The sequence below is a fragment of the Limimaricola sp. AA108-03 genome, assembly GCF_050847355.1.
GTDB lineage: Bacteria > Pseudomonadota > Alphaproteobacteria > Rhodobacterales > Rhodobacteraceae > Limimaricola.
In genome coordinates this window covers 971,369-993,820 of record NZ_CP193755.1, presented here as the reverse complement: position 1 = coordinate 993,820, position 22,452 = coordinate 971,369, and the positions used below count along the sequence as shown (strand labels likewise).

Genomic DNA, 22,452 nt, shown 5'->3' with positions numbered 1-22,452 from the left:
GTTTTATGGTGGTGGTCAGCGCAGGGCGTAGGACCGGGTGACTTTGACAGGAGGAACCTGCCCTAGCCTTGCCTTGAAGGTGTCCTTCATCACCTCCACCAGTTCCCGTTCAAGGTGGGCTTGGACGATGAAGGCGTCATGGATGGGCAGGATCGCATGGCCCTGCCTGACAAAGTACAGCATGATCGCCTCTGCCAGATCGCTTTCCAGCCGTTGCAGGGTCAGGCCCTTGTCGGTGCCCAGCATGGCGAGAACCATCGGGAAGGCGTCCAGCACCTTGGCGCGGAACTCCTCTGCCGTCATGCCCCACCGGGCGCTGTCGAAGTCGCGGGGTTCCTCTGTCGTGCCTGACTTGGCGTTAAGCAAGGCGGCAAGAGTGGCCTTGGCATGGTCCCGCAACTCCTCGGGCGCACCCGTGCCCGCTATTAAGGAATACGGGTCTTCCGGTATAGGTTCGCCCGTCTCGGCCAAGAGCACCGCCGGGTTGAAGCCGCTAAAGTCTGCTTCAATGGTGTGCTGTCCGTCTATCGTAATCGCGGGGCGTACATGACTTTTGACGTTCTGCCACCACCCGCCATAAAACCTGCCGCCGTGGTCGAAGTCGCCCCGGTTGAACACGCGATGCAGGCGCACCTTGCGGCCTTGGTATTCGGGTTTTCGGTCATGGATAGTAAGTGGGCGCATCGTTGCTATGTCGGTCGCGTCCAACTTCGCGTTGATCTCGTCCAACCTTGCCCGCATGGCCACAGTCTCGGATGTGTCGTCATATCCGCGCAGACGGTCATTATGGTCTTTCAATCGAACGGTTTCTCTACCCCGGTCCACCTTGAAATCGTCAAAGGTCCAGTCTTCGGCTTCCAGTTCCATTGCGCCTAGGTCGGTCAAGGCGAACCGGCTTGTCTGACTGTAGCCCGGAAGATTGAAGCCACTTTTGACCATTTCGACATGGCCACATTTGATAAGCCAGTCTTGCACGGTTCTGAACCGATCAGCGGTCATATACTCAGGCCGGTATCGCCTTTCCCGGTCCAATGCCCCCTTGCTGCGATACATGCCTATTGTCGTTGGCCATTTGTTGCACTTGGCCCGCATCAGGTTCGCAAGGATTGCGCTGCCACAGCCCCAAAACTTCTGTTGCGTATCCGTGCTTGGTTTGCGCTTAGGAAAAGTCGAAGTCCACGCTGCGCATACGTCATCCATTAACAAGTCAATGAGGTTTCGTGCGTCGGGATTTGATAAAACCAGATACGGCTCAAATGCCCATGAGTTTTCCCCAAGTTGGTTAGGCAACTTTGCAGCCAATGCTTGTGCTTTCAAAGCGAAGGGGTGCTTGGCTTCATTCGTCATCGTAAAATCTCGACACATTTTTTCGTGGCCCTATCCATATACTGAGCCGCGCCGACTTCCCCCATACCCCACCCGCCCGGACAGGGACACGCCCCGCCTCGCAACTCGGCCTCACCATAGGACAGTATGAGAACCGTGGGTCAGCATCCGCACCACCACCAATAGAGGGAGAGAAACGCCGCCACGGGACCCGCCCTCACTATTGGACGAATGGCCAGCCAACGCGGCATTCGGGCCACTCATAGGGGGATAGAAGGACACCTGAGGGAACACCAAGCGGTTGACAGAAACACAACCCAGACAGCATAAGTGTGACACGAAGTGCGACACACAACTCAACCTCGCACTCGATTATTCAAGCCTTCCAATGGCTTAGAAAAATGGTAGCGGGTCCGGTACCCGCCTCCATATCCCTACACATCCATTCACGACCTAGGCTGACGGGCTTTGAACCGCGCCGCCGGACCTCGCAGCCATGGTGAGGGGATATTCCTGGCAGCCAACCGATCTTGCATCCGGCCCAGCCTCCGCGCGCCAAAAGCCCGCTCGAAAGACGAAGCGCCAACTCCTTCCTTTTAGCGCTCCGCGGAGCCGAGGGTCCGGGTCCCCTGCGTTTCGGATGATTGATCCATGGCCCAGCCGACGCTGAAGCCGTGCAGGAAGGTCGAGGCGAGGATGACCAGCGCCACGAGGGACCACAATGAATCCTCGTCGACGAACTCCATGTGGCTCCCTGCATAGCACAGGTAGTAGATCGACCCGATCCCGCGCACGCCGTAGACCGCGACGATGCTGCGGTCGCGCCACCCGAGCCCGCTTCGCCCCAGCGACAACCAGCCGGCAGCCGGGCGGATCACCAGGAGAAGCACCGCCGCGACGGCGATCTGGGACCAGGTGAGGTCGCGAAACAGCAACGGCAGCACCGTGCCGAGCGCCACCAGCAGCGCCGCCGTGAGGGCATGTTCGATCGATTCGGAGAAATCGTGCAGTCGCTTGTGGAAATGGTGGTCCTTCTCGATCCGCCGCAAGGTCAGGCCGAGAACGGCCACCGAGATGAAGCCGTAGCCTTCGATCAGCTCCGTCGAGCCGTAGCACAGCAGGATTCCCGCCAGCGCGACCACCCCCGAGCCGGTCTGGGCCAAGGCTGCATCGGCAGGGAAGCGGAACAGCACGTAACCCAGCGCCTTGCCGCCGAGCCAGCCCATCGCGGTGCCGAGTGCGATCCGGTAGATCACGTCGCGCAACAGCCAGTCGAGCGCCCAGGCACCGGGGTTGAGCCCCTCAGCCGCGAGGATCAGCCCGAGATAGACGAAGGGAAAGGCGAGGCCGTCGTTCAACGCCGCTTCGGTGGTCAGGGTGAAACGGACGGGATGCTCGGCCCCCTCCTGTGGCGGTCCGACCTGCACATCGGCCGCAAGCACCGGGTCGGTCGGGGCGAGAACCGCGCCCAACAGCACCGCCCCGGCCACGGTCATGCCGGTGAGGCCGACCCCCAGGAAGGCCACCGCGAAGATGGTCAGCGGCATCGCGATGCCAAGCATTCGGAAGGTCGGCCTCCAACGCGACCAGGGCCGAAGCTCGTCGAGCCGCATTCCCGAGCCGAACAGCGCGACGATCACCGTGAGTTCGCTCGCCAACTCCCATGGCAGCGGCGTCTCGCGGGGGTCGGGCAACGTCGCGAGATCTGGCAGCCAGACCGCGATTCCCGCGCCGAACAGGATCATCAATGGTGCCGCCGCCGGTTCGCGGCGCGAGATCAGCCGCGGCAGCCAGCGTGCGAGGATGATCACGAGGCCCAGCACCGCCAATGCGATGTGATACCGATTCAGCCCGAAAAACGGCTCGCCCTCCACTGGCCCCTCCTCGATCACCCTTTCGAGTGCGACAAACTGCGCCGCCCGCGCCCCGAGGCAAGGGGAGGTCGCGCAGCGGCAGGCGGGATCGCGCCCGCAGGCGGCAAGGCGGCCCTACCCCGCCGTGACAGCGCCGCCGGCGCCGCCTAGGCTGGTGGCGTATTCCCGAACCGACCGGAACGAACGCCCCCATGCTGCGCATTCTCGCCTTGCTTCTCGCCCTTCTCCCCGCCTCCCTTGCCGCGCAGGACCGCGCCGCGCTCGAACGGCAGTTTCGGGGCTGGCTGGAGCAGACCGTCTGGCCGCGCGCGCAAGGCGCGGGCGTGTCCCGCTCTACATTCGAAGCGGCCTTTTCGGGGGTCACGCTCGATTGGGACCTGCCCGATCTCGTCCCCCCTGGCGCACCGGCGCAGCCGCAACGGCAGCGACAGGCCGAGTTCGGCAGCCCCGGCGCCTATTTCAGCGCGGGCGCGGTGCAGGGCGCGGCCTCGGTGGGACGGCAGATGGCGGCGCGCCATGCCGCCACGCTGACCCGTATCGAGCGCGCGACCGGTGTGCCCGGGCACGTCGTTCTTGCCATCTGGGGCCGCGAAAGCGGCTATGGCCGCGCCGCGATCCCGCACAACGTCTTTCGGGTACTGGGTACCAAGGGCTTCATCGGGCGTCGCGCCGAGTATTTCACCGAGGAGCTGATCGCGGCGCTGCGCATCGCCCAGGCGGGTCACGCACCGGGCGCCGCGATGAAATCGAGCTGGGCCGGCGCGCTCGGCCAGCCGCAATTCATGCCGACGAGCTTCCTCAAATACGCAGCCGATGGCGATGGCGACGGGCGCGCCGACATCTGGCGCTCGGAGGCCGACACCCTTGCCTCGATCGCCACCTATCTGGCGCGGCATGGCTGGGTCGCCGGCCGCGACTGGGGGTTCGAGGTCCGGGTGCCGGAAGCGGTCTCCTGCACGCTGGAAGGGCCCGATCAGGGGCGGCTCATCCGAGACTGGGCGGCCATGGGCATCACCCGTGTGTCCGGCAAACCCTTTCCGAAGCACGAGGCCGCGCGCGAGGGCTTCCTGCTGATGCCGGCCGGGCGGCATGGCCCCGCCTTCGTGGTGACACCCAACTTCTACGTGCTCAAGAGCTACAACATGAGCGATCTCTACGCGCTTTTCGTGGGCCATGTCGGTGACCGCATCGCCTATGGGGTGGGTGATTTCGCGGGCGGCTGGGGCCGCGTGGGCGGGCTGATGCGCTCGGACGTCGCCGCAATGCAGCGCGCGCTCGAGGCAAAAGGGCACGACGTGGGCGGCGCCGACGGGCTCGCAGGCTTCAAGACCCGGCGCTCGATCGGTCGCTGGCAGGAAGCGCAGGGCCGCGCCGCGACCTGCTTTCCCGATGCCGGAATGCGTGGCGCGCTGAACGGCTGAACGCTTCGGATCAGTCAAATGGCGGAACGCGGGCGGGCAGCACCCGTTTGTCTCGTGACGGCAAGAGCAGGAGACCGGCAATGAGTTCCCCCGATCCGACGCGACCCATCCTGCGCGAGGGCGAGACCTGCTGGCGTATCGCGCGGGCAGACCGGCTGGCCGTAATCGTCGATGCCGCCGATTACTTCGCAACGATCCGCGAGGTGGTGCGCCATGCCAAGCGCAGCGTGCTGTTCATCGGCTGGGATTTCGACACGCGGATCGAGCTCGAACCCGATGCCGAGGAGGATGGTGTGCCCAACACGCTGGGCGCCTATCTCGAATGGGTGGTGGAGAAGACGCCCGACCTGCAGGTGCACCTGCTGAAGTGGGATCTGGGCATCATCGAGACGCTGTCGCGCGGCTCGACACCGCTGGTTCTGGCCGATTGGATGACCAATGAACGCATCCACATGAAGCTCGACCATGCCCACCCTTCCGGGGCCGCGCATCACCAGAAGATCGTGGTGATCGATGACGTTCTGGCCTTCTGCGGCGGCATCGACATCACCGCCAAGCGCTGGGACACCCGGTCGCATCCCGACGAGGACCCGCGCCGCAGGCGACCCACCTCGAAGCGCCATTACGGGCCGTGGCACGATATCACCACCGCCGTCTCGGGCGACGCAGCGGCGGCGCTGGGCGATTTGGCGCGCGAACGCTGGCACGCCGCCACGGGTGAGCAGTTGGAACCGCCCGGCCCCCAGGCGCCGATCTGGCCTTCGGGCCTCGCCCCCTTGGCCGCCGGCCAGCCCGCCGCCATCTCGCGTACCCTGCCCGCCTACAAGGATCGCGAGGAGGTGCGCGAGATCGAGGCGCTCTATCTCGAGGTGATCGGCCGCGCCGAAAAGACGCTCTACATCGAAAGTCAGTATTTCGCATCGCGCCGCATCGCGGAAGCCATGGCCGCGCGGCTGCGCGAGCCCGACGGTCCCGAGATCGTTGTGGTGAACCCGCACACGGCGCAGGGCTGGCTTGAGGAAAAAGCCATGGGCACGGCACGGGCGCGGCTGCTGCGACTGGTGCGCGATGCCGACCTGCACGATCGGTTCCGCCTCTACACCCCGGTGGCCGAAGCCGGCACGCATATCTATGTGCATGCCAAGGTGGTGATCATGGACGACCGGCTTCTGCGCGTCGGCTCATCGAACATGAACAACCGGTCCATGGGCTTCGACACCGAGTGCGACCTCTCGATCGAGGTCGAGGACAAGAGCGCGCCGGAACTGGGCAAGCGGATCCTCGGCCTGCGAAACGACCTCGTGGCCGAGCATCTGAACCGCGCCAATTCGGAGATCGAGGCGACACTCCGAGAAACAGGGTCGCTGGTGCGGACCATCGACCGGCTCCGCGGCGACGGGCGCAGCCTCGTGCCGTTCGAGGCGCCGGACTTCTCCGAGATCGTGGAGGAAGAGTTGGCCGAAACCGATCTGCTCGACCCCGAAAGCACGGCACGATCCTGGACTGGCTGACCGCCGCTGATCGGGCAATGAAAAAAGGCTGGCGCCCGGTTGCGCCAGCCTTCGCATCTACGGGCTGAACCGGCTCAGCCGCCGATCTTGTCCTGCGTTCTGGTCTCGAAATCCTCGGCCGAATGCCGCTCGTGCAGCTGCAACGCCGGATCGCCGAATGCACGGTTGACCATGCGGCCCCGTTGCACCGCCGGGCGAGCGTCGATCGCCTTGGCCCAGCGCATCACATGCGTGTAGCTCTCCACGTCGAGGAACTCGGCCGCGTCATAGAGACGTCCCAGAACCAGCTGCCCGTACCACGACCAGATCGCCATGTCGGCGATCGAGTATTCGCCAGCCATGTACTCGGCCTCGGCCAAGTGCCGGTCGAGCACGTCGAGCTGGCGCTTGGTCTCCATGGCAAAGCGGTTGATCGGGTATTCGAACTTCTCGGGCGCATAGGCATAGAAATGGCCGAAGCCGCCGCCCAGATAGGGCGCGCTGCCCATCTGCCAGAAAAGCCAGCTCAGCGCCTCGGTGCGCTGACCGGGATCTTTCGGCAGGAAGGCACCGAACTTCTCGGCCAGATGCAGCAGGATCGCCCCGGATTCGAACACCCGCTGCGGTTTGTCGCCGCTCAGGTCGAGCAAGGCCGGGATCTTGGAATTCGGGTTGATTTCCACGAATCCCGAGCCGAACTGGTCCCCGTCACCGATCCGGATCAGCCAAGCATCGTATTCGGCGCCGGAATGGCCGGCCTCGAGAAGTTCCTCGAACAGCACCGTGACCTTGACCCCATTGGGCGTGGCCATGGAGTAGAGCTGGAACGGATGCTCGCCGCGCGGCAGCTCGGCATCATGGGTCGCCCCGGCGACGGGGCGATTGGTCTTGGCGAACTGGCCGCCATTCTCCGCGTCCCAGGTCCAGACCTTGGGCGGGGTATAGTCGTTGAGATCCTTCATCGGGCGTCCTGTCGGTTTGTCCGGATTGATGACTGAAATGCGGCCCCAGCCCGGATCTGTCGAGGGGAGTGCCGCGCACAAGTTGGTGCGCCCTATCGCACGACACGCCGATCAGCCTGCAATCATGGCCCTTCACTGTCCCGGTTTCCCGTCAGAATGGGACAATCCAGCCGAATTTCCCCTACCCCGGTGGCAATTCTCCGCTAGTTCCGTCATAAGGCGCCTTTCGAAACAGCTAGGAGAACGCTCCCACGTGACCGATAGAAACCTGCCTTCCCTCGGACTGGCGCTGCTGCCGGTCGTGCTGACGCTGGGCCTGCTGGCCCTGCAGCTCTTCTATTTCGGCGACTTCACGCCGCATATCCCGCTGGTGATCGGCCTCGCCATCACCGGCCTTCTGGGCGTGATGCGCGGCCAGAAATGGACCGATATCCGCGAAGGCGTGTTCCACGTCATCCACGTCTCCCTTCCCTCGCTTTCCGTTCTGATCGTGGTCGGCATGATCATCGGCGTCTGGATCGCCTCGGGCACCGTACCGACGCTGATCTATTACGGCCTGACCCTTCTGAACCCCTCGATCTTCCTTGCCGCCGCGATGATCCTCTGTGCGGTCGTCTCGCTGTCGCTGGGCACGTCCTGGGGCACCGTCGGCACCATCGGCGTCGCGCTGATGGGCATCGGCGCGGGCTTCGGCATCCCGATGTACTGGACCGCGGGCGCGATCGTTTCGGGCGCCTTCTTCGGCGACAAGATTTCGCCGCTGTCGGACACCACCAACCTCGCTCCCGCCGTCACCGGCGTGAACATCTTCGACCACATCCAGAACATGCTGCCGACCACCGTACCCGCGATGCTGATCGCGCTGGGCGTCTACATCGTGGCGGGCTACGGGCTGATCGAACCGGCCGACACCTCGCTCGAGGCGATCACCCAGATCACCGCGCGGCTCGAGCAGGATTTCGCCCTCGGGCTGATCCCGCTGACCCCGGCATTGCTGGTCATCGGCCTCGCGCTGTTCCGCCAGCCGCCGTTGCCCTCGCTTTTCGCGGGCGTGCTGCTGGGCGGTATCATCGCCATGTTCCAGCAGGGCGTCGGCCTGCATGACGTGTTCACCTACGCGCAATCGGGCTACTCGATCGAGACCGGCATCGCCGACATCGACGCGCTGCTGAACAAGGGCGGCATCCAGTCGATGATGTGGACCATCTCGCTGATGCTGATCGCGCTGGGCTTCGGCGGCGCGCTGGAGCGGACCGGCTGCCTCGAGGCGATCATCCTCGCCATCGTCAACCGGGTGAAGAGCTTCGCCGCGGTGCAGTCCTCGGCCATCGTCACCTCCTTCGCCACCAACGTCGTCGCGGGCGACCCCTACATCTCGATCGCCCTGCCGGGCCGGATGTATGCCCCGCTTTATCGCGGCATGGGCTACTCCACGCTCAACCTGAGCCGCGCCACCGAGGAAGGCGGCACGCTGATGAGCCCGCTGATTCCGTGGAACGCCGGCGGCGCCTTCGTGATCACCGCGCTGGGCCTCGGCATCATGGACGGCAACATGGAGAATCTGCTCTACATCCCGCTGGCCTTCGCCTGCTGGACCGCGCCGGTAATCGGCATCTTCTACGCCGTCACCGGGTTCTTCTCGCCGAAGGCGTCCGAAAAGGACCGCGCCAACTGGGCACGCGATAACGAAGACATCATGGACCTGTCGGAGCATGACCACCTCGGCGATCCCGGCCCGGCCAAGGAGGCCATGCCGGTCTGATCCAAGGCTCCGAGCCGCAAGTCATGCGACGGAACGCCCCGCCCTCACCGGCGGGGCGTTTCGCGTCTCACGGGTTGGATCGCGATGGGTTCTGCCTATGTCGGAAACAGACCTCATGCGAAAGGACATCACATGGCCGGAGGCTGGGCCCGCGACGGTGCGGTGGAAGAGCAGATCGAAGCCTCGATCAATGACGAGCTGAAGCGCATGCAGGCGCGGCGTGGCCCCTCCGGCGAAAGCCGCACCCATTGCGCCGAATGCGAGGAGGAGATCCCCGAAAGGCGGCGCGCGGCGATTCCGGGGGTCAAGCTTTGCGTCGATTGCCAGCAGGGACGCGACAGCCGCCCGGAGGCGCGGGGCGGCATCAACCGGCGCGGCTCCAAGGACAGCCAGCTGCGCTGATTTCTGGTGGCGTGTCCGCGAATTCGAAGAAGGATCAAGCGACGCGGCGGCGTGTCTGTCAGACCGCGCCGCCCACATCGTCCGGCGCCACCGCGCTTGCCTTGACGATGGCCCAGACCCGTTGACCGGGCTCCAGCCTGAGTGCGCGAGCCGAGCGGCGGGTGACCCGGGCAAGCAGCCTGTCCGCACCGCATAGCAGCCCCACCGCCGCGCCCTCCGGCCCCTCGTCGACGGCCGTCACCTCGGCGGGCAGGATGTTCAACGCGCTCAGCCCCTGCGGCTTTTCGCGCGCGAGGATCACGTCCTGTGCCGAGATCCTGAGACGAAGATGCGTGCCGAGCCGCCCCAGCCGCCCCGGCAGCACGATCCGTCCGCCCGACAGCGCCAGTTCGGTCAGGCCGTCGATCCGGTCCAGCCCCGCGATGCGCGCGCGCACCACCGCACCCGCCTCCTGCGCACCGATCATGCCCACGGCGGCCGGATCGGAAAGAACCTCGGCCACCGCGCCGACCCGGCGCACGCCACCTGCCTCCATCACCACCACCGTGGTGGCGAGCCGCGCGACCTCGGAGGCGGCGTGGCTGACATAGAGGATCGGCAGCCCGGCCTCGTCGCGCAACCGCTCCAGCCACGGCAGGATCTCCGCCTTGCGCTCGGCATCGAGCGCCGAAAGCGGCTCGTCCATCAGCAACAGGCGCGGATCCGACATCAGCGCCCGGCCGATCGCCACGCGCTGCCGCTCGCCTCCCGACAGCGCGGCGGGGCGGCGATCGAGCAGCGTGTCCAGCCCCAGCAGGTCGATCACCCTGTCGCGGTCGTGGCGGCCGCCATAGGCGAGGTTCTTCGCCACGCTCATATGCGGAAACAGCCGCGCATCCTGAAAGACATAACCGACGCGCCGACGGTGCACGGGGATGTCGATGCGCGCGGCCCCGTCAAAGAGCACTGCCCCGTCCACCTCGATCCGCCCCGCCTCGGGACGCAGGAGCCCCGCCACGGCGTTGATCAGGCTGGTCTTGCCCGAGCCTGATTTTCCGAACAGCGCGATGACGCCGGGCGGTGCCTCGAAGCCTGCGTCGAGATCGAAGGCACCGAGGCGCTTTTTCACGTGAATCGCGATCATGCCGCGACCCGTCGCGCGATCCGCCGCGACAGCCATTCGGATGCCAGCAACGCACCCATGGCCAGCGCCACCGACACCGCGACCAGCCGCAGCGCCGCGCCCTCGCCGCCCGGCATCTGCAGGAAGGCATAGATCGCGGTCGGAATGGTCCGGGTCTCGCCGGGAATGTTTGAAACGAAGGTGATCGTCGCGCCGAATTCGCCCATCGCCTTGGCAAAGGCGAGGATCGCACCCGCCACCACGCCCGGTAGCGCCAGCGGCAGCGTCACCGTGGCAAAGACCCTGAGCCGCGAGGCTCCGAGCGTCGCCGCCGCCGCTTCGAGCCCCGGATCGACCGCCTCGAAGGCAAGCCGCATCGGCCGCACCATGAGGGGGAACGCCATGATCGCGGCGGCCAGCGCCGCGCCGGTCCAGCTGAAGGCGAAGGATATTCCAAACGGTTCGAGCAGCGACCCCAGCGGGCCCTGCCGCGAGAAGGCGATCAGCAGCAGGTAGCCCGTCACCACAGGCGGCAGGATCAGCGGCAGGTGCACCAGACCATTGAGCAATTGCCGCCCCGGAAACCGGCCCTTGGCCAGCGCCAGCGCGCAGATCAGCCCCAGCGGCAGGCTCGCGGCGACGGCGCTGGCTGAAACCTTGAGCGAGAGCCGCACCGCCTGCCATTCCTCTGGCCCGAGCCAGTCGGTCATTGAAAAACCTTCTCGTCAGGTTGAGACGTCCGGGGTATGGAGAACCCCGCCGTCTCGAAGATCGCGGCCGCCTCCGCGCCGGAGAGGAAATCGAGAAATGCCGCCGCAGCGGGATCGGCATCCGCGACGAGCGCCGCGGGGTAACGGATCGGCGGATGGCTATCCGCGGGAAACCGGCCCAAGACCGTCACGCGCGGCTCCTCGATGGCATCGGTGCCATAGACGATGCCGAGCGGCGCGGCACCGCTGGCCACGAGAGCCAGCGCCGCGCGCACGTTCTCGGATTGCGCGACCCGGGCTTCCACCTCCGCCCAGAGACCAAGGCTTTCCAGCGCGGCGCGGCCATACTGGCCAGCGGGCACGGCATCGACCAGAGCCATGGCGAGGCGGCCAGAGCCCAGCATCGTGACGAGGTCGAGACCGGGGTCGATATCGACCGGGACAGCCTGCGGATCGGCAGCGATCAGGACGAGGTCGTTGCCCAGAAGGTCGCGGCGGCTGCCCGGCTCGATCAGGGCGGCGCCTTCGAGATCGTCCATCCACTCCGCGCTGGCCGAGATGAAGATATCCGCCGGCGCACCCGCCGCGATCTGCCTTGCGAGGGCCGAACTCCCTGCATAGGAGACCGTCACCTCCGAACCGCCCTGCTCTTCCCAAGCCGCGACCACCCGGTCCAGCGGGCCTCCGAGGCTCGCCGCCGCGAAAACCAGCAGGTCGGCCCGCGCGGCACCGGGCAGCGCCAGCAACAGCGCCGCGATCAGGGGTTTCAACAGCATCATCCACCTCGTGTCTCGACCTCCCTCTCGCATCCCGTGGCCCCGCCCCGCAAGAGCACGCCTCACACCCAGGCCAGGAGCCGTGCCTCGAGCGTCGCGACACGGTCCCGAAACCCGTCCGGGATCTCGCCCGGGCGCGGCGGATCGAGCAGCGTCGTGAGCCAGCTTTCGGGCGGCGAGACCGCCCGCTCTTGCTTGTGCCACTCCAGCCCCCGCAGCACCGCCTGCGCGGGCACCGGCAGGTGATCGGGAATCTCGCGGCCAGCCAGCACCGCCCACGCGGCGGTCCAGAGACGCCCGACGCTCCAGGGGTTGTAGCCGCCGCCCCCCAGCAGAAGAAACCGCGGCGCGAGCGGCAGCAAGGCCCGCAGCACTCCGAGATGCGCGTGCCCCGACATGGCGAGCCGCGATTGCGGATCCTCGAGCAACGCATCGGCACCGCATTGCAGCACGATGGCATCGGGGCGAAACATCGCGACGGCGGGCAGGATCACGCGATCGCGCCCCGCTGCCATGACATCGTCGCCCGCGCCGCTGGGGAGCGGCAGGTTGAAGACCTGGCCCGCCCCTTCGTCCTCGACCGCGCCGGTACGGGGCCAGCGGTTCTCTTCATGGGTCGAGACGATCAGCGTATCGGGGTCATGCGCGAAGCCCGCCTCGACCCCGTCGCAATGATGCGCGTCGATATCGACATAGGCGATGCGCCGGGCGCCATGCGCCCTGAGCGAGCCGATCGCAAGAACCGGGTCGTTGAGGTAGCAAAACCCGTTGGCCCGGTCGGGGAGGCCATGATGGGTGCCGCCGCCCGGCAGGTGCAACCGGCCGCCATGCCGCAGCAACTCGCCCGCCAGCAGTGCCCCCCCGGCTCCCGTGGCGGGGCGGCGGAACATCTCCGCAAAGACAGGGTTCGCTGGGGTGCCGAGATGATGCTTGGCGCGGATCTCGGGCCCGACCTGTTGCGTCGCCTCGGCCGCGATCAACGCCGCGACGTATTCGGGCGTATGAAATCCGTGCAGTGCCGCCGGCCGGGCGCGCGGGCTCCGCAGATAGACATCGGGCGGCAGCCAGCCCAGCGCCCGGGCCAGATCCATGACCGTCGAGACGCGCGGCACCCGGAGCGGGTGCCACGCCCCGTAGCTCGAGCCGCGATAGATCTCGGATCCGATGAAACGTGCCGTGGCGGTCATGCGGCCCTTTCGCTGCAACCTCTGCGGGACCCGACGCGAAGTCGCCGCCGCCCGCGTGGCAGATAGCACCGATTGCAGTCTTGCCAGCCCCGGCGCGGTCGTGGAACCTCGCCCGACAGGCGCGATCCCAGAGGCCCCATGATTCAGCTTCCGCTCCGCGTCGCAAGGCGCCACCAGCGCCTCGGGCGCACCCAGTTCGCCGCCTTGCCCTGGCGCATGGTGAACGACTCGTTGGAGATCTGCCTGATCACCAGCCGGGGGCGTGGCCGCTGGATCCTGCCCAAGGGCTGGCCGATGGACCGTGCCACCCCCGCAGAGGCCGCGGCGCGGGAGGCGCGCGAGGAGGCCGGCCTCATCGGCCTGCCCGAGGATCGCTGCCTCGGCGTCTGGTCCTACGTGAAGGGCGGCGCCAAGACCGGCTCTCCGCATTTCGCGATGGTGTTCCCGGTGCATGTCACGCAGGTGCTCGGCGATTGGCCCGAGCGCGGCCAGAGGCGGCGCAAATGGTTTAGCCGCGAGCGCGCGGCGGCCAAGCTCGACGCCCCCGAGCTGCGGCAGATGGTGCTGCTGTTCGACCCGGCGCCGCTGCGCCCGATTGCGGCGCCGCAGCCACCCTTTGCAGGCTCGTGATCGGCCGCGCTTTGCACCCGGCTCCGACAGCGCCTATCTGAAGCATATCCTCCACCGGGACCTGTGCCGATGATCCGCTACGACCTCACCTGCAAGAACGGCCACGCCTTCGACAGCTGGTTCGCCTCCGCGAGCGCCTATGACGCCCTCGAGCGCGCCGGACAGCTGTCCTGCGCGGTCTGCGGCGATGCGCGGGTCTCCAAGGCGCTGATGGCGCCGTCGGTGAGCGAGAACGCGAAGGCGCCCGCGCGTCGTCTCTCCGAGCCCGGCAACCCGCTGGAGCGGGCGATGGCCGAACTCAGGCGCAAGGTCGAAAGCAGTTCGGATTACGTCGGCGACGCCTTCGCGCGCGAGGCCCGTGCCATGCATGAAGGCAAGATGCCGGAGCGCGCGATCCACGGCGAAGCGCGGCTCGACGAGGCGCGCCGGCTGATCGAGGACGGCATCCCCGTGGCCCCCCTGCCCTTTGCGCCGAAGCGTCGGACCAACTGAGGCGCGGTCGCGCATTGCCCTCGCGTCGCCCGGCCGCTATGGAGGCGCCGGAATCTGCGCGAGGAGAGCCATGTCGGTCCTGGTGATGAAATTCGGCGGCACCTCGGTCGCCACGCTCGACCGGATCCACCGGGCCGCGAAACGCGTGGCCGTCGAGGTGGCCAAGGGGCACGAAGTGATCGTGATCGTGTCGGCCATGGCCGGCAAGACCAACGAGCTGGTCGGCTGGGTGAACGAGACCTCGCCCATGTATGACGCGCGTGAATACGACGCCGTCACCTCTTCGGGCGAGAACGTGACCGCCGGTCTCATGGCGCTCCGGTTGCAGGAAATGGATATCCCGGCGCGCAGCTGGCAGGGCTGGCAGGTGCCGGTCCAGACCACGAGCGCGCATGGCGCGGCGCGGATCCTCGACATTCCGCCCGCCAACATCCGCGCCAAGTTCGCCGAGGGCATGAAGGTCGCCGTCGTCGCGGGCTTTCAGGGCGTGAGCCCCGAGGGCCGGATCACCACGCTGGGGCGCGGCGGCTCCGACACCACCGCAGTGGCCTTCGCAGCCGCCTTCGAGGCCGAGCGCTGCGACATCTATACCGACGTGGACGGGATCTACACGACCGACCCGCGGATCTGCGAAAAGGCCCGCAAGCTCGACCGGATCGCCTTCGAGGAGATGCTCGAGCTGGCCTCTCTCGGGGCCAAGGTGTTGCAGACCCGCTCGGTCGAGCTGGCGATGCGTTACAAGGTGAAGCTGCGCGTGCTGTCGAGCTTCGAGGAACAGTCCGACGACGCGGGAACGCTCGTCTGCGACGAGGAGGAAATCATGGAAAGCAACGTGGTCGCCGGTGTCGCCTATTCCCGCGACGAGGCCAAGATGACGCTCATCTCCGTGGCCGACCGGCCCGGCATTGCCTCGGCGATCTTCGGGGCGCTGGCGGATGCGGGCGTGAACGTGGACATGATCGTCCAGAACATCTCGGAAGAGGGTCGCACCGACATGACCTTCTCCTGCCCCAACGATCAGGTGATGCGCGCCGAGAAGGCGGTCGAGGCGGCCCGTGATCGCGGCGACATCCGCTTCAACGATCTCGTCACCGATACCGGCGTGGCCAAGGTCTCGGTGGTCGGCATCGGCATGCGCAGCCATACCGGTGTCGCCGCCGACATGTTCAAGGCGCTTGCCGCCGAAGGCATCAACATCAAGGTCATCACCACCTCGGAGATCAAGATTTCCGTGCTGATCGACCGGAAATACATGGAACTCGCGGTGCAGGCCCTCCATGATGCCTTCGGGCTGGACAAGGCCGCCTGACCGGGACCACTCCCCCCGGACATGGTGGCGAGAGGGCGGCGATGGTCGATCGACTTGTAGAATCCGAAAGCCGCAAGCTTCTGGGCCGCCTTTCGGCGGTCATGGCGGAGGGCGGTGCCGGTCAGGCGCGGCTCGACCGCATCGTCGGGCTGATCGCCTCGTCGATGAAGACCGAAGTCTGCTCGATCTACCTGTTCCGCGATGCCGAGACGCTCGAGCTTTGCGCGACCGAAGGTCTCAAGGCCGAATCCGTGCACCAGACGCGGATGCGGCTGGGTGAGGGTCTCGTCGGCCGCACCGCCCGCACGCGCCAGGTCGTCAACACCGCCAATGCCCCCGGCGAGCCCGGTTTCCGTTACATGCCTGAGACCGGCGAGGAGCGCTATTCGAGCTTCTGCGGCGTGCCGATCCAGCGGCTGGGCGAACCATTGGGTGTGCTGGTGGTCCAGTCCAAGAATGCCCGCGAGTTCACCACCGACGAGGTCTACGCGCTCGAGGTCGTGGCCATGGTGCTGGCCGAGATGACCGAGCTGGGCGCCTTCGTCGATACCGGCGCGGCGCTCTCGGCACGGCATCAGCAAGCCGTCATGTTCAAGGGCACCTCCGGCCAGGAGGGTGCTGCCGAGGGCCATGTCTGGCTGCACGAGCCGCGCGTCGTCGTCACCAACCCGATCGCCGATGACCCGGCGATCGAGCTGGAGCGGCTGCGCCACGCGGTGGACAAGCTGCGGGTGACCGTCGACGAGCTGCTCTCGGGGGCGACCAGCGCCCATCCTGACCAGGTGCAGGTTCTCGAAACCTACCGCATGTTCGCCAATTCGCGCAGCTGGATGCGACGGATGGAGGAGGACATCGAGAGCGGTCTTTCGGCCGAGGCCGCGGTCGAGAAGGAGCAGTCGCTGGCGCGCTCGCGCATGAACCGCTCCGGCGATCACTACATGCGCGAGCGGCTCTCGGATCTCGACGATCTGTCGAACCGGCTTCTGCGCATCCTGACCGGTCAGGGCCGCGATACCGGCGCCGAACTGCCGGACGATCCGGTTCTGGTGGCCCGCAACATCGGCCCCGGCGAACTCCTGGAATATGGCAAGAAGCTCAGGGGCATCGTGCTCGAGGAGGGCTCGGTCGGCTCGCACGCCGCGATCGTGGCCCGGGCTTGGGCGATCCCGCTGGTGATCCACGCCAAGAACATCACCTCCGAGGCGCTCAACGGCGACGTGATCCTTGTCGATGGCGACCAGGGCGTCGCGCATCTGCGCCCGGAGGAAACGGTGAAGACCGCCTTCCGCGACAAGATCGCGATGCAGGCTCGGGCGCTGGAGCGCTACGCCTCGATCCGCGACATGAAGGCCACGGCGCTGTGCGGCACCACGATCTCGCTGCACATGAATGCCGGGCTGATGGCCGACCTGCCCTCGCTCGAAGGATCGGGTGCCGAGGGTGTCGGCCTGTTCCGCACCGAGTTGCAGTTCCTGATCCGCAACAAGATGCCCAAGCGGGCCGAGCTGTCCGCGCTCTACGCCCGGGTGATGGACGCCGCCGACGGCAAGCGTGTCGCCTTTCGCACCCTCGACATCGGCTCGGACAAGGTGCTGAGCTACATGAAGCCCAATGACGAGCCGAATCCGGCGATGGGCTGGCGCGCGGTGCGGGTGGGGCTCGACAAGCCCGGCGTACTCAGGATGCAACTGCAGGCGCTGATCCGTGCGTCCAATGGCCGTCCGCTTTCGGTGATGTTCCCCTTCATCGCGCTGCCTGCCGAATTCTATGCCGCGCGCGAGGAGTTCGAGAAGGCGATGGAGCGCGAGCGGATCCTCGGCCACCCGCTGCCCGAGACCGTCGAGGTCGGCGCCATGCTCGAAACCCCCAGTCTCGCCTGGGCGCCGGACCAGTTCTTCCGGGAGGTCGATTTTCTCTCGGTTGGCGGCAACGATCTCAAGCAGTTCTTCTTCGCCGCCGATCGCGAGAACGAGCGGGTGCGCAGGCGCTACGACACGCTGGACGTGAGCTTCCTGGGGCTTCTCGATCACATCCTCGCCCGGGCAACCTCCGCCGGCACGCCGATCTCGTTTTGTGGCGAGGATGCGGGCCGGCCGATGGAAGCCCTGTGCCTCGCGGCATTGGGCTTTCCGATGCTGTCGATGCGCCCCGCCTCGGTCGGGCCCGTCAAGCACCTGATCCGTCACTGCAATCTCAAGGCACTCAGGGGCGTGATCCACGAAGCCCGCGACAGCGGCGTGGCCTCGGTCCGCCCCGCCGTGACGAAATGGCTGACCTCGCAAGGCTGGCTCATGTGACGACTTGATCCGGAGATGTCATTTCCATATATCTTGAATATTGGAAATGAGGAGACGGTCATGCCCGACCTGCCCAATCTCGATCTCGACCTCCTGCCGCCGGTCGATCCCGCGCTCTATGTCGCGCCCGGCGATCCGGGTCATGCGCCGCGCATCCTGATCCTGTATGGCAGCCTGCGCGAGCGTTCGTTTTCGCGCTTCGTGGCCGAAGAGGCGGCGCGGCTTCTGGAACATCTGGGCGCCGAGGTCCGGCTATTCGATCCCACCGGTCTGCCCCTGCCCGACGGCGCGCCCGTCGATCATCCCAAGGTGGCGGAACTGCGCGAGTTGGTGGCATGGTCCGAGGGCATGGTCTGGTCGAGCCCGGAGCGGCATGGCGCGATGACCGGCATCCTCAAGGCGCAGATCGACTGGATTCCACTGTCGCTCGGCAGCGTCCGCCCCACTCAGGGCAAGACGCTGGCGCTGGCACAGGTCTGCGGCGGTTCGCAAAGCTTCAACGCGCTCAACCAGATGCGCGTGCTGGGGCGCTGGATGCGGATGGTGACGATTCCCAACCAATCCTCGGTGGCCAAGGCCTGGGACGAGTTCGACGAAGCGGGCCGGATGAAGCCCTCGCCCTATTACAACCGCATCGTCGACGTGATGGAGGAGCTGGTGAAGTTCACGCTGATGACCCGGGGCCGTCCCCACCTCACCGATCGCTATTCCGAGCGCGTCGAAAGCGCCGAGGCGCTGTCGCGGCGGGTCAATACCGGCCGGACCTAACGCTTTGTCGGCATGCGGCGACGCTCCAACGCCGCGTGGAAGGCGTCGAGTACCTGTTCTTCGCCATGGATCCGCGCCAGCCGCCGCAGCCCGAAATGCACATGCGCCACCTCGACGTAGTAATCGACGAAGGCATAGTTCGTCCCCGCCCCCGCCGCGGCGCCGAGGATCGGCACCGCCTGCCCCGCCAGCTTCTGTCCGAGCACCGTGGCAAAGCGCGGCGCGATACGCGAGATCAGCCGGTTCACCGCGACGCCCGAGAGCCCGAGCCGGGCCCCGAGAAAGGCGGTGTCGATCCCCTCATCCTCCCCGCCCGGACCACCGGCGCCGAAGACCCGCAGGCATTCGGCCCGGGTCTCGTCGCTGGCCGGGTCTTCGCCATTCGCCTCGGCGACGCGCTGTACGGCACGGAAGATCATCGTCGTCGCCACCGGAAGTTCGGCCAGGGCGGTGGTAAGGCCGCCCAAGCCGCCCACCGCGCCCGAAATCGTGGCCATGACCCGCGCCGCCCCATCCGTGCCGAAGGCCGCCTCGAGCGCGCCTGCGCCATTGCCCGGACGCCGCGTGCGCGCGGCGACGTCGTAGCTGCGCGACAGCGCCGCGCGCGCCGCCGCCTCGATCCGGGCCCGGGCGGGCTTCGGCAACATCCGCATGCCACCTTCGACCCGGTCTCCGGCGAGGTTGATGATCCGCATCAGGCCGCGGCCCGCGCGCGCCTGTCGCTCGGCCAGTGCCGCGATCTCGGCCTTGACGCCGTCGTCGAGGGGCCGCGGCGGCACTTCGGGATTGATCTCGCGCATGGGTGTGCTCATGCGCCGATAATTGGTCTGCGCGACCGGGTTTTCAATCGGTCGAATCGGCGGTACGCGTGACTTCGCCGCCGATGCCGTCCCAAGCGCCATCCTGGAGCGCCAAACCGAGCACACGCTCGGGATTGGTCGGCGGAGGCATGAGCACGCCGTCGAGGCGCGAGAAGCCGAAACGGGAATAATAAGGCGCGTCGCCCACCAGCATCATCCGCGGATGCCCGGCCATGCGCGCCCGTTCGATCACCTCGAAGATCAGCAATCCGCCCAAGCCTTCGCCCTGACGCGTGGGATGTACCGCGACCGGCCCCAGCAGCAGCGCGGCATGATCGCCCACCCGCACCGGCCAGGTCCGGATCGCGCCCGCCGCCTCGCCGGCGCGGCCCCGTGCCACGAGGCAAAGCTCCGCCTCGGGGGGCACGCCGTCGCGCAACCGGTAGGAGGAGAGCGCCTCGCGGCCCGGCGCGAAGCACAGGTCGTAGAGCGCCTCGACCTCGTGATGGTCTCCGGGCTGCTCCTGCGCGATCTCGGCCATGCATCACTCCCGCCCCTTGGCGGCGAAGCGCGCCGCGCGCGCGCCCTAGCATGCCATGGGGACGGTGCAAACCGCTCGCGCCGCTGGACCCGCCCCGACCCAGTCGCTACCTCTTGGCGCGACCAAGGAGGAAACGCATGTTCTACCGCCCCGAGGATGGCCACGGCCTGCCGCATAACCCGTTCAACGCCATCGTCGCGCCGCGTCCCATCGCCTGGGTCTCGACCCGGGGGTCGGACGGGACCGAGAACCTCGCGCCCTATTCCTTCTTCAACGCCGTGGCCTATGTGCCGCCGCAGGTGATGTTCGCCTCGACCTCGGCCAAGGACGACCGTCCCTTCTCGAAGGACACGATGTTCAACATCCGCGAGACCGGCCAGTTCTGCGTCAACATCGTCGAATACGCCGCGCGCGACGCGATGAACGCCACCTCGGGGCCCTGGCCCAAGGACGAGGACGAATTCGCAAAGGCCGGCATCGAACGCGCCACCTGCGAAACGATCGCCTGTTCGCGGGTGGCGAACGCGCCTGCGTCGCTCGAATGCCGGCTGGTGCAGATCGTGGAACTGGAAGGTGCGCATAACTTCATGGCCATCGGCGAGGTCACGGGCGTGCACATGCGCGACGACTGCATCCGCGAGGGCCGGTTCGACGTAACCGCCTTCCAGCCGCTCGCGCGGCTCGGTTACCGCGATTATGCCCGCGTGACCGAGCTGTTCAGCCTGACTCGTCCGGGCCAGTAGCCGGTCCGACAGGCGCGAAGGGCGGCCCATCCGGGCCGCCCTTCGCGTTTCCTTGCACCTGACATACGCAGGCCCGGCCATCGAGGCCGGGCCTGCGTTTCAGTCCTCAGTGGCCGCCACCCAACGCGCCGGGCCGAATGTCGTAATCCACCGCCACGCCGTAGTTCGGATCGTCATCGCTCTCGACCACGAGTTGGCCGGCGCGGCGCAGCAGCGCATGGCAGTCGGGCGACAGGTGCCGCAGCACCAGCCGCTTGCCCGCGGCGGTATAGCGGTCGGCCATGGTCTCGATCGCGGCCAGTGCCGACTGGTCGGCGACCCGGCTGTGCTCGAAATCGACGATCACGTGGTCGGGGTCCTTATCGATCTGGAACAGTTCGGAGAAGCCGTCGGCCGAGCCGAAGAACAGCGGGCCCTGGATCTGATAGACCTTGGCGCCGTCATCGGTGCGGAATGTGCGCGCGCCGATCCGCGTGGCGTTCTGCCAGGCATAGGCCAGCGCCGAGACGATGACCCCCGCCACCACGGCGGTGGCGAGGTCGGTCAGGACGGTGATGACGGTCACCAGCACGATGACGATGGCATCGACGCGCGGCACCCGGCGCATCACCCGGAAGGTGTTCCAGGCGAAGGTGCCGATCACGACCATGAACATCACGCCCACGAGGGCTGCCAGCGGGATCTGCTCGATCACCGGCGCGGCGAAGAGGATGAAGCACAAAAGGAAGATCGCCGCCGAGGCGGCGGCGAGCCGGGTGCGCCCGCCGGAGGAGACGTTGATCATCGATTGGCCGATCATCGCGCAGCCGCCCATGCCGCCGAAGAATCCGGTGACGACGTTGGCGATGCCTTGGGCCACGCATTCCTGGCTCGCGCCGCCGCGCTTGCCGGTGATCTCGGAGACGAGGTTGAGCGTCAACAGGCTCTCGATCAGACCGATCGCGGCGAGGATCAGCGCATAGGGCAGGATGATGCCCAAGGTTTCGAGGTTCAGCGGCACCAGCGGGATCGAGAACTCGGGCAGCCCGCCCGAAATCTGCGCCAGATCGCCGACGCGCGGCACCGGCAGGCCGAGGCCGATGACGATCGCCGCGACGATGCCGATCGCGGCCAGCGGCGCGGGAATGGCACGGGTCAGGCGTGGCATGATCCAGATGATGAACATGGTGAGCGCTACCAGCGCCAGCATCAACACCAGCGGAAAGCCCGACAGGAAGCCGCCCGTGGCCGGATCGTGAAACTGTTCGAGCTGCGACAGGCCGATGACGATGGCGAGCCCGTTGACGAAGCCGAGCATCACCGGATGCGGCACGAGGCGCATGAACTTGCCCAGCCGGAAGATCCCCGCGAGCACCTGCAGGATGCCCATCAGCACCACCGTGGCGAAGAGATATTCGACCCCGTGTTCCGCCACCAGGCTGACCATGACGACGGCCAGCGCACCCGTGGCCCCCGAGATCATGCCGGGCCGGCCGCCGATCAGCGCGGTGATCAGGCCGACGAGGAAGGCGGCGTAGAGGCCGACCAGCGGGTTCACACCCGCGACGAAGGCGAAGGCCACCGCCTCGGGAACAAGGGCCAGCGCCACGGTCAGGCCGGAGAGGATCTCGGTCTTGTAATCGGCCGCGTTGCGCGGCAGGGCCGGGGCGTTTTCCGAGGAAACGGCGTTGGCCACCACGGCCAGGGGAGATCGGCTCATCGGCTCACTTTCGTTTGGTGGGTCTTCGGGCTGCGGTGGCGGAATAGCCCAGCCGGCCCGTCGACGGAACCCGCAAACGCGCCGTTTCCCCGAATCGGGCTTCGCAATGGCCATCGCACGCCTTATGAACGCGCCGCCCCCACTCCGGGGTACGAGACCCG

Annotated in this window: 20 protein-coding genes; 10 read left to right on the top strand and 10 right to left on the bottom strand. The window is 67.0% G+C overall.

What is annotated here, in order from left to right; all coding sequences use genetic code 11:
- Nucleotides 1-15: 15 nt before the first annotated feature.
- Nucleotides 16-1,347 (bottom strand): hypothetical protein, encoded by a 1,332-nt coding sequence (locus ACRAQ3_RS04930; protein ID WP_432255873.1) that lies wholly within the window; start codon nt 1,345-1,347, stop codon nt 16-18.
- Between the two features lie 575 nt (nt 1,348-1,922).
- A complete protein-coding gene (locus tag ACRAQ3_RS04925; protein ID WP_432255872.1) occupies nt 1,923-3,200 on the bottom strand; it encodes a cation:proton antiporter in 1,278 nt (425 codons plus the stop codon).
- Between the two features lie 191 nt (nt 3,201-3,391).
- On the opposite strand from ACRAQ3_RS04925, the gene ACRAQ3_RS04920 reads away from it, so the two are divergent.
- Both ACRAQ3_RS04920 and ACRAQ3_RS04915 read left to right on the top strand, forming a co-directional pair.
- A complete protein-coding gene (locus tag ACRAQ3_RS04920; protein ID WP_432255871.1) occupies nt 3,392-4,621 on the top strand; it encodes a lytic murein transglycosylase in 1,230 nt (409 codons plus the stop codon).
- An 80-nt stretch (nt 4,622-4,701) separates the two neighbouring features.
- Nucleotides 4,702-6,132 (top strand): phospholipase D-like domain-containing protein, encoded by a 1,431-nt coding sequence (locus ACRAQ3_RS04915; RefSeq protein ID WP_432255870.1) that lies wholly within the window; start codon nt 4,702-4,704, stop codon nt 6,130-6,132.
- Between the two features lie 74 nt (nt 6,133-6,206).
- On the opposite strand, the gene yghU is transcribed toward ACRAQ3_RS04915, so the two are convergent.
- Complete coding sequence (gene yghU, locus ACRAQ3_RS04910; RefSeq protein WP_269397021.1) at nt 6,207-7,073, bottom strand: glutathione-dependent disulfide-bond oxidoreductase; 867 nt, start codon at nt 7,071-7,073, stop codon at nt 6,207-6,209.
- A gap of 253 nt (nt 7,074-7,326) precedes the next feature.
- Here yghU and nhaC point away from each other — a divergent pair, with 253 nt between their 5' ends.
- Together nhaC and ACRAQ3_RS04900 are read left to right on the top strand one after the other, a co-directional pair.
- Complete coding sequence (gene nhaC / locus ACRAQ3_RS04905; protein WP_269397022.1) at nt 7,327-8,835, top strand: Na+/H+ antiporter NhaC; 1,509 nt, start codon at nt 7,327-7,329, stop codon at nt 8,833-8,835.
- A gap of 132 nt (nt 8,836-8,967) precedes the next feature.
- Nucleotides 8,968-9,237, top strand: a complete 270-nt coding sequence (locus ACRAQ3_RS04900; RefSeq protein WP_085894682.1) for a DksA/TraR family C4-type zinc finger protein — start codon at nt 8,968-8,970, stop codon at nt 9,235-9,237.
- Between the two features lie 58 nt (nt 9,238-9,295).
- Here ACRAQ3_RS04900 and modC read toward each other — a convergent pair whose 3' ends face one another.
- The 4 genes from modC to ACRAQ3_RS04880 form a co-directional block, all read right to left on the bottom strand.
- Complete coding sequence (modC, locus tag ACRAQ3_RS04895; protein ID WP_432255869.1) at nt 9,296-10,360, bottom strand: molybdenum ABC transporter ATP-binding protein; 1,065 nt, start codon at nt 10,358-10,360, stop codon at nt 9,296-9,298.
- Nucleotides 10,357-11,049 (bottom strand): molybdate ABC transporter permease subunit, encoded by a 693-nt coding sequence (gene modB / locus ACRAQ3_RS04890; protein ID WP_085894681.1) that lies wholly within the window; start codon nt 11,047-11,049, stop codon nt 10,357-10,359. The genes modC and modB overlap by 4 nt, the downstream gene beginning before the upstream one ends.
- Nucleotides 11,046-11,825: a molybdate ABC transporter substrate-binding protein gene (gene modA, locus ACRAQ3_RS04885; RefSeq protein WP_432255868.1), complete on the bottom strand. Its 780-nt coding sequence runs from the start codon at nt 11,823-11,825 to the stop codon at nt 11,046-11,048. The genes modB and modA overlap by 4 nt, the downstream gene beginning before the upstream one ends.
- A 62-nt stretch (nt 11,826-11,887) precedes the next feature.
- Entirely contained in the window at nt 11,888-13,012 is a 1,125-nt protein-coding gene (locus ACRAQ3_RS04880) for an acetoin utilization protein AcuC (protein WP_432255867.1), read from the bottom strand.
- A 138-nt stretch (nt 13,013-13,150) separates the two neighbouring features.
- On the opposite strand from ACRAQ3_RS04880, the gene ACRAQ3_RS04875 reads away from it, so the two are divergent.
- The 5 genes from ACRAQ3_RS04875 (at nt 13,151) to arsH (ending at nt 18,508) form a co-directional block, all read left to right on the top strand.
- Nucleotides 13,151-13,642, top strand: a complete 492-nt coding sequence (locus ACRAQ3_RS04875; RefSeq protein WP_432255866.1) for an NUDIX hydrolase — start codon at nt 13,151-13,153, stop codon at nt 13,640-13,642.
- A gap of 69 nt (nt 13,643-13,711) precedes the next feature.
- Complete coding sequence (locus tag ACRAQ3_RS04870) at nt 13,712-14,134, top strand: DUF1178 family protein (protein ID WP_432255865.1); 423 nt, start codon at nt 13,712-13,714, stop codon at nt 14,132-14,134.
- Nucleotides 14,135-14,204: 70 nt separating this feature from the next.
- Nucleotides 14,205-15,443: an aspartate kinase gene (locus ACRAQ3_RS04865; RefSeq protein ID WP_085894678.1), complete on the top strand. Its 1,239-nt coding sequence runs from the start codon at nt 14,205-14,207 to the stop codon at nt 15,441-15,443.
- Between the two features lie 41 nt (nt 15,444-15,484).
- Nucleotides 15,485-17,740 carry a phosphoenolpyruvate--protein phosphotransferase gene (gene ptsP, locus ACRAQ3_RS04860; protein ID WP_432255864.1) on the top strand — a complete coding sequence of 752 codons (2,256 nt, stop codon included), beginning with the start codon at nt 15,485-15,487 and terminating at the stop codon, nt 17,738-17,740.
- Nucleotides 17,741-17,800: 60 nt separating this feature from the next.
- Nucleotides 17,801-18,508, top strand: a complete 708-nt coding sequence (gene arsH, locus ACRAQ3_RS04855) for an arsenical resistance protein ArsH (RefSeq protein ID WP_269397029.1) — start codon at nt 17,801-17,803, stop codon at nt 18,506-18,508.
- Here arsH and ACRAQ3_RS04850 read toward each other — a convergent pair.
- Together ACRAQ3_RS04850 and ACRAQ3_RS04845 are read right to left on the bottom strand one after the other, a co-directional pair.
- Nucleotides 18,505-19,320: an EcsC family protein gene (locus tag ACRAQ3_RS04850; protein WP_432255863.1), complete on the bottom strand. Its 816-nt coding sequence runs from the start codon at nt 19,318-19,320 to the stop codon at nt 18,505-18,507. The two genes, arsH and ACRAQ3_RS04850, sit on opposite strands and share 4 nt — an antisense overlap.
- 31 nt (nt 19,321-19,351) lie before the next feature.
- Nucleotides 19,352-19,849 carry a GNAT family N-acetyltransferase gene (locus tag ACRAQ3_RS04845; protein ID WP_432255862.1) on the bottom strand — a complete coding sequence of 166 codons (498 nt, stop codon included), beginning with the start codon at nt 19,847-19,849 and terminating at the stop codon, nt 19,352-19,354.
- Between the two features lie 137 nt (nt 19,850-19,986).
- Between ACRAQ3_RS04845 and ACRAQ3_RS04840 the strand changes: the two genes are divergently transcribed.
- The gene (locus ACRAQ3_RS04840) at nt 19,987-20,592 is read left to right on the top strand and encodes a flavin reductase family protein (RefSeq protein ID WP_432255861.1); all 606 of its coding nucleotides are present in this window, start codon (nt 19,987-19,989) and stop codon (nt 20,590-20,592) included.
- A 106-nt stretch (nt 20,593-20,698) separates the two neighbouring features.
- Here ACRAQ3_RS04840 and ACRAQ3_RS04835 read toward each other — a convergent pair whose 3' ends face one another.
- The gene (locus ACRAQ3_RS04835; RefSeq protein ID WP_432255860.1) at nt 20,699-22,291 is read right to left on the bottom strand and encodes a SulP family inorganic anion transporter; all 1,593 of its coding nucleotides are present in this window, start codon (nt 22,289-22,291) and stop codon (nt 20,699-20,701) included.
- Nucleotides 22,292-22,452 lie beyond the last annotated feature (161 nt).

Excerpts from the sequence above, each read along its gene's own strand:
- ACRAQ3_RS04930 (WP_432255873.1), bottom strand. The coding sequence starts at position 1,347 with ATGACGAATGAAGCCAAGCACCCCTTCGCTTTGAAAGCACAAGCATTG.
- ACRAQ3_RS04920 (WP_432255871.1), top strand. The coding sequence starts at position 3,392 with ATGCTGCGCATTCTCGCCTTGCTTCTCGCCCTTCTCCCCGCCTCCCTT.
- ACRAQ3_RS04915 (WP_432255870.1), top strand. The coding sequence starts at position 4,702 with ATGAGTTCCCCCGATCCGACGCGACCCATCCTGCGCGAGGGCGAGACC.
- yghU (WP_269397021.1), bottom strand. The coding sequence starts at position 7,073 with ATGAAGGATCTCAACGACTATACCCCGCCCAAGGTCTGGACCTGGGAC.
- ACRAQ3_RS04900 (WP_085894682.1), top strand. The coding sequence starts at position 8,968 with ATGGCCGGAGGCTGGGCCCGCGACGGTGCGGTGGAAGAGCAGATCGAA.
- modC (WP_432255869.1), bottom strand. The coding sequence starts at position 10,360 with ATGATCGCGATTCACGTGAAAAAGCGCCTCGGTGCCTTCGATCTCGAC.
- modB (WP_085894681.1), bottom strand. The coding sequence starts at position 11,049 with ATGACCGACTGGCTCGGGCCAGAGGAATGGCAGGCGGTGCGGCTCTCG.
- modA (WP_432255868.1), bottom strand. The coding sequence starts at position 11,825 with ATGCTGTTGAAACCCCTGATCGCGGCGCTGTTGCTGGCGCTGCCCGGT.
- ACRAQ3_RS04880 (WP_432255867.1), bottom strand. The coding sequence starts at position 13,012 with ATGACCGCCACGGCACGTTTCATCGGATCCGAGATCTATCGCGGCTCG.
- ACRAQ3_RS04875 (WP_432255866.1), top strand. The coding sequence starts at position 13,151 with ATGATTCAGCTTCCGCTCCGCGTCGCAAGGCGCCACCAGCGCCTCGGG.
- ACRAQ3_RS04870 (WP_432255865.1), top strand. The coding sequence starts at position 13,712 with ATGATCCGCTACGACCTCACCTGCAAGAACGGCCACGCCTTCGACAGC.
- ACRAQ3_RS04865 (WP_085894678.1), top strand. The coding sequence starts at position 14,205 with ATGTCGGTCCTGGTGATGAAATTCGGCGGCACCTCGGTCGCCACGCTC.
- ptsP (WP_432255864.1), top strand. The coding sequence starts at position 15,485 with ATGGTCGATCGACTTGTAGAATCCGAAAGCCGCAAGCTTCTGGGCCGC.
- arsH (WP_269397029.1), top strand. The coding sequence starts at position 17,801 with ATGCCCGACCTGCCCAATCTCGATCTCGACCTCCTGCCGCCGGTCGAT.
- ACRAQ3_RS04850 (WP_432255863.1), bottom strand. The coding sequence starts at position 19,320 with ATGAGCACACCCATGCGCGAGATCAATCCCGAAGTGCCGCCGCGGCCC.
- ACRAQ3_RS04845 (WP_432255862.1), bottom strand. The coding sequence starts at position 19,849 with ATGGCCGAGATCGCGCAGGAGCAGCCCGGAGACCATCACGAGGTCGAG.
- ACRAQ3_RS04840 (WP_432255861.1), top strand. The coding sequence starts at position 19,987 with ATGTTCTACCGCCCCGAGGATGGCCACGGCCTGCCGCATAACCCGTTC.
- ACRAQ3_RS04835 (WP_432255860.1), bottom strand. The coding sequence starts at position 22,291 with ATGAGCCGATCTCCCCTGGCCGTGGTGGCCAACGCCGTTTCCTCGGAA.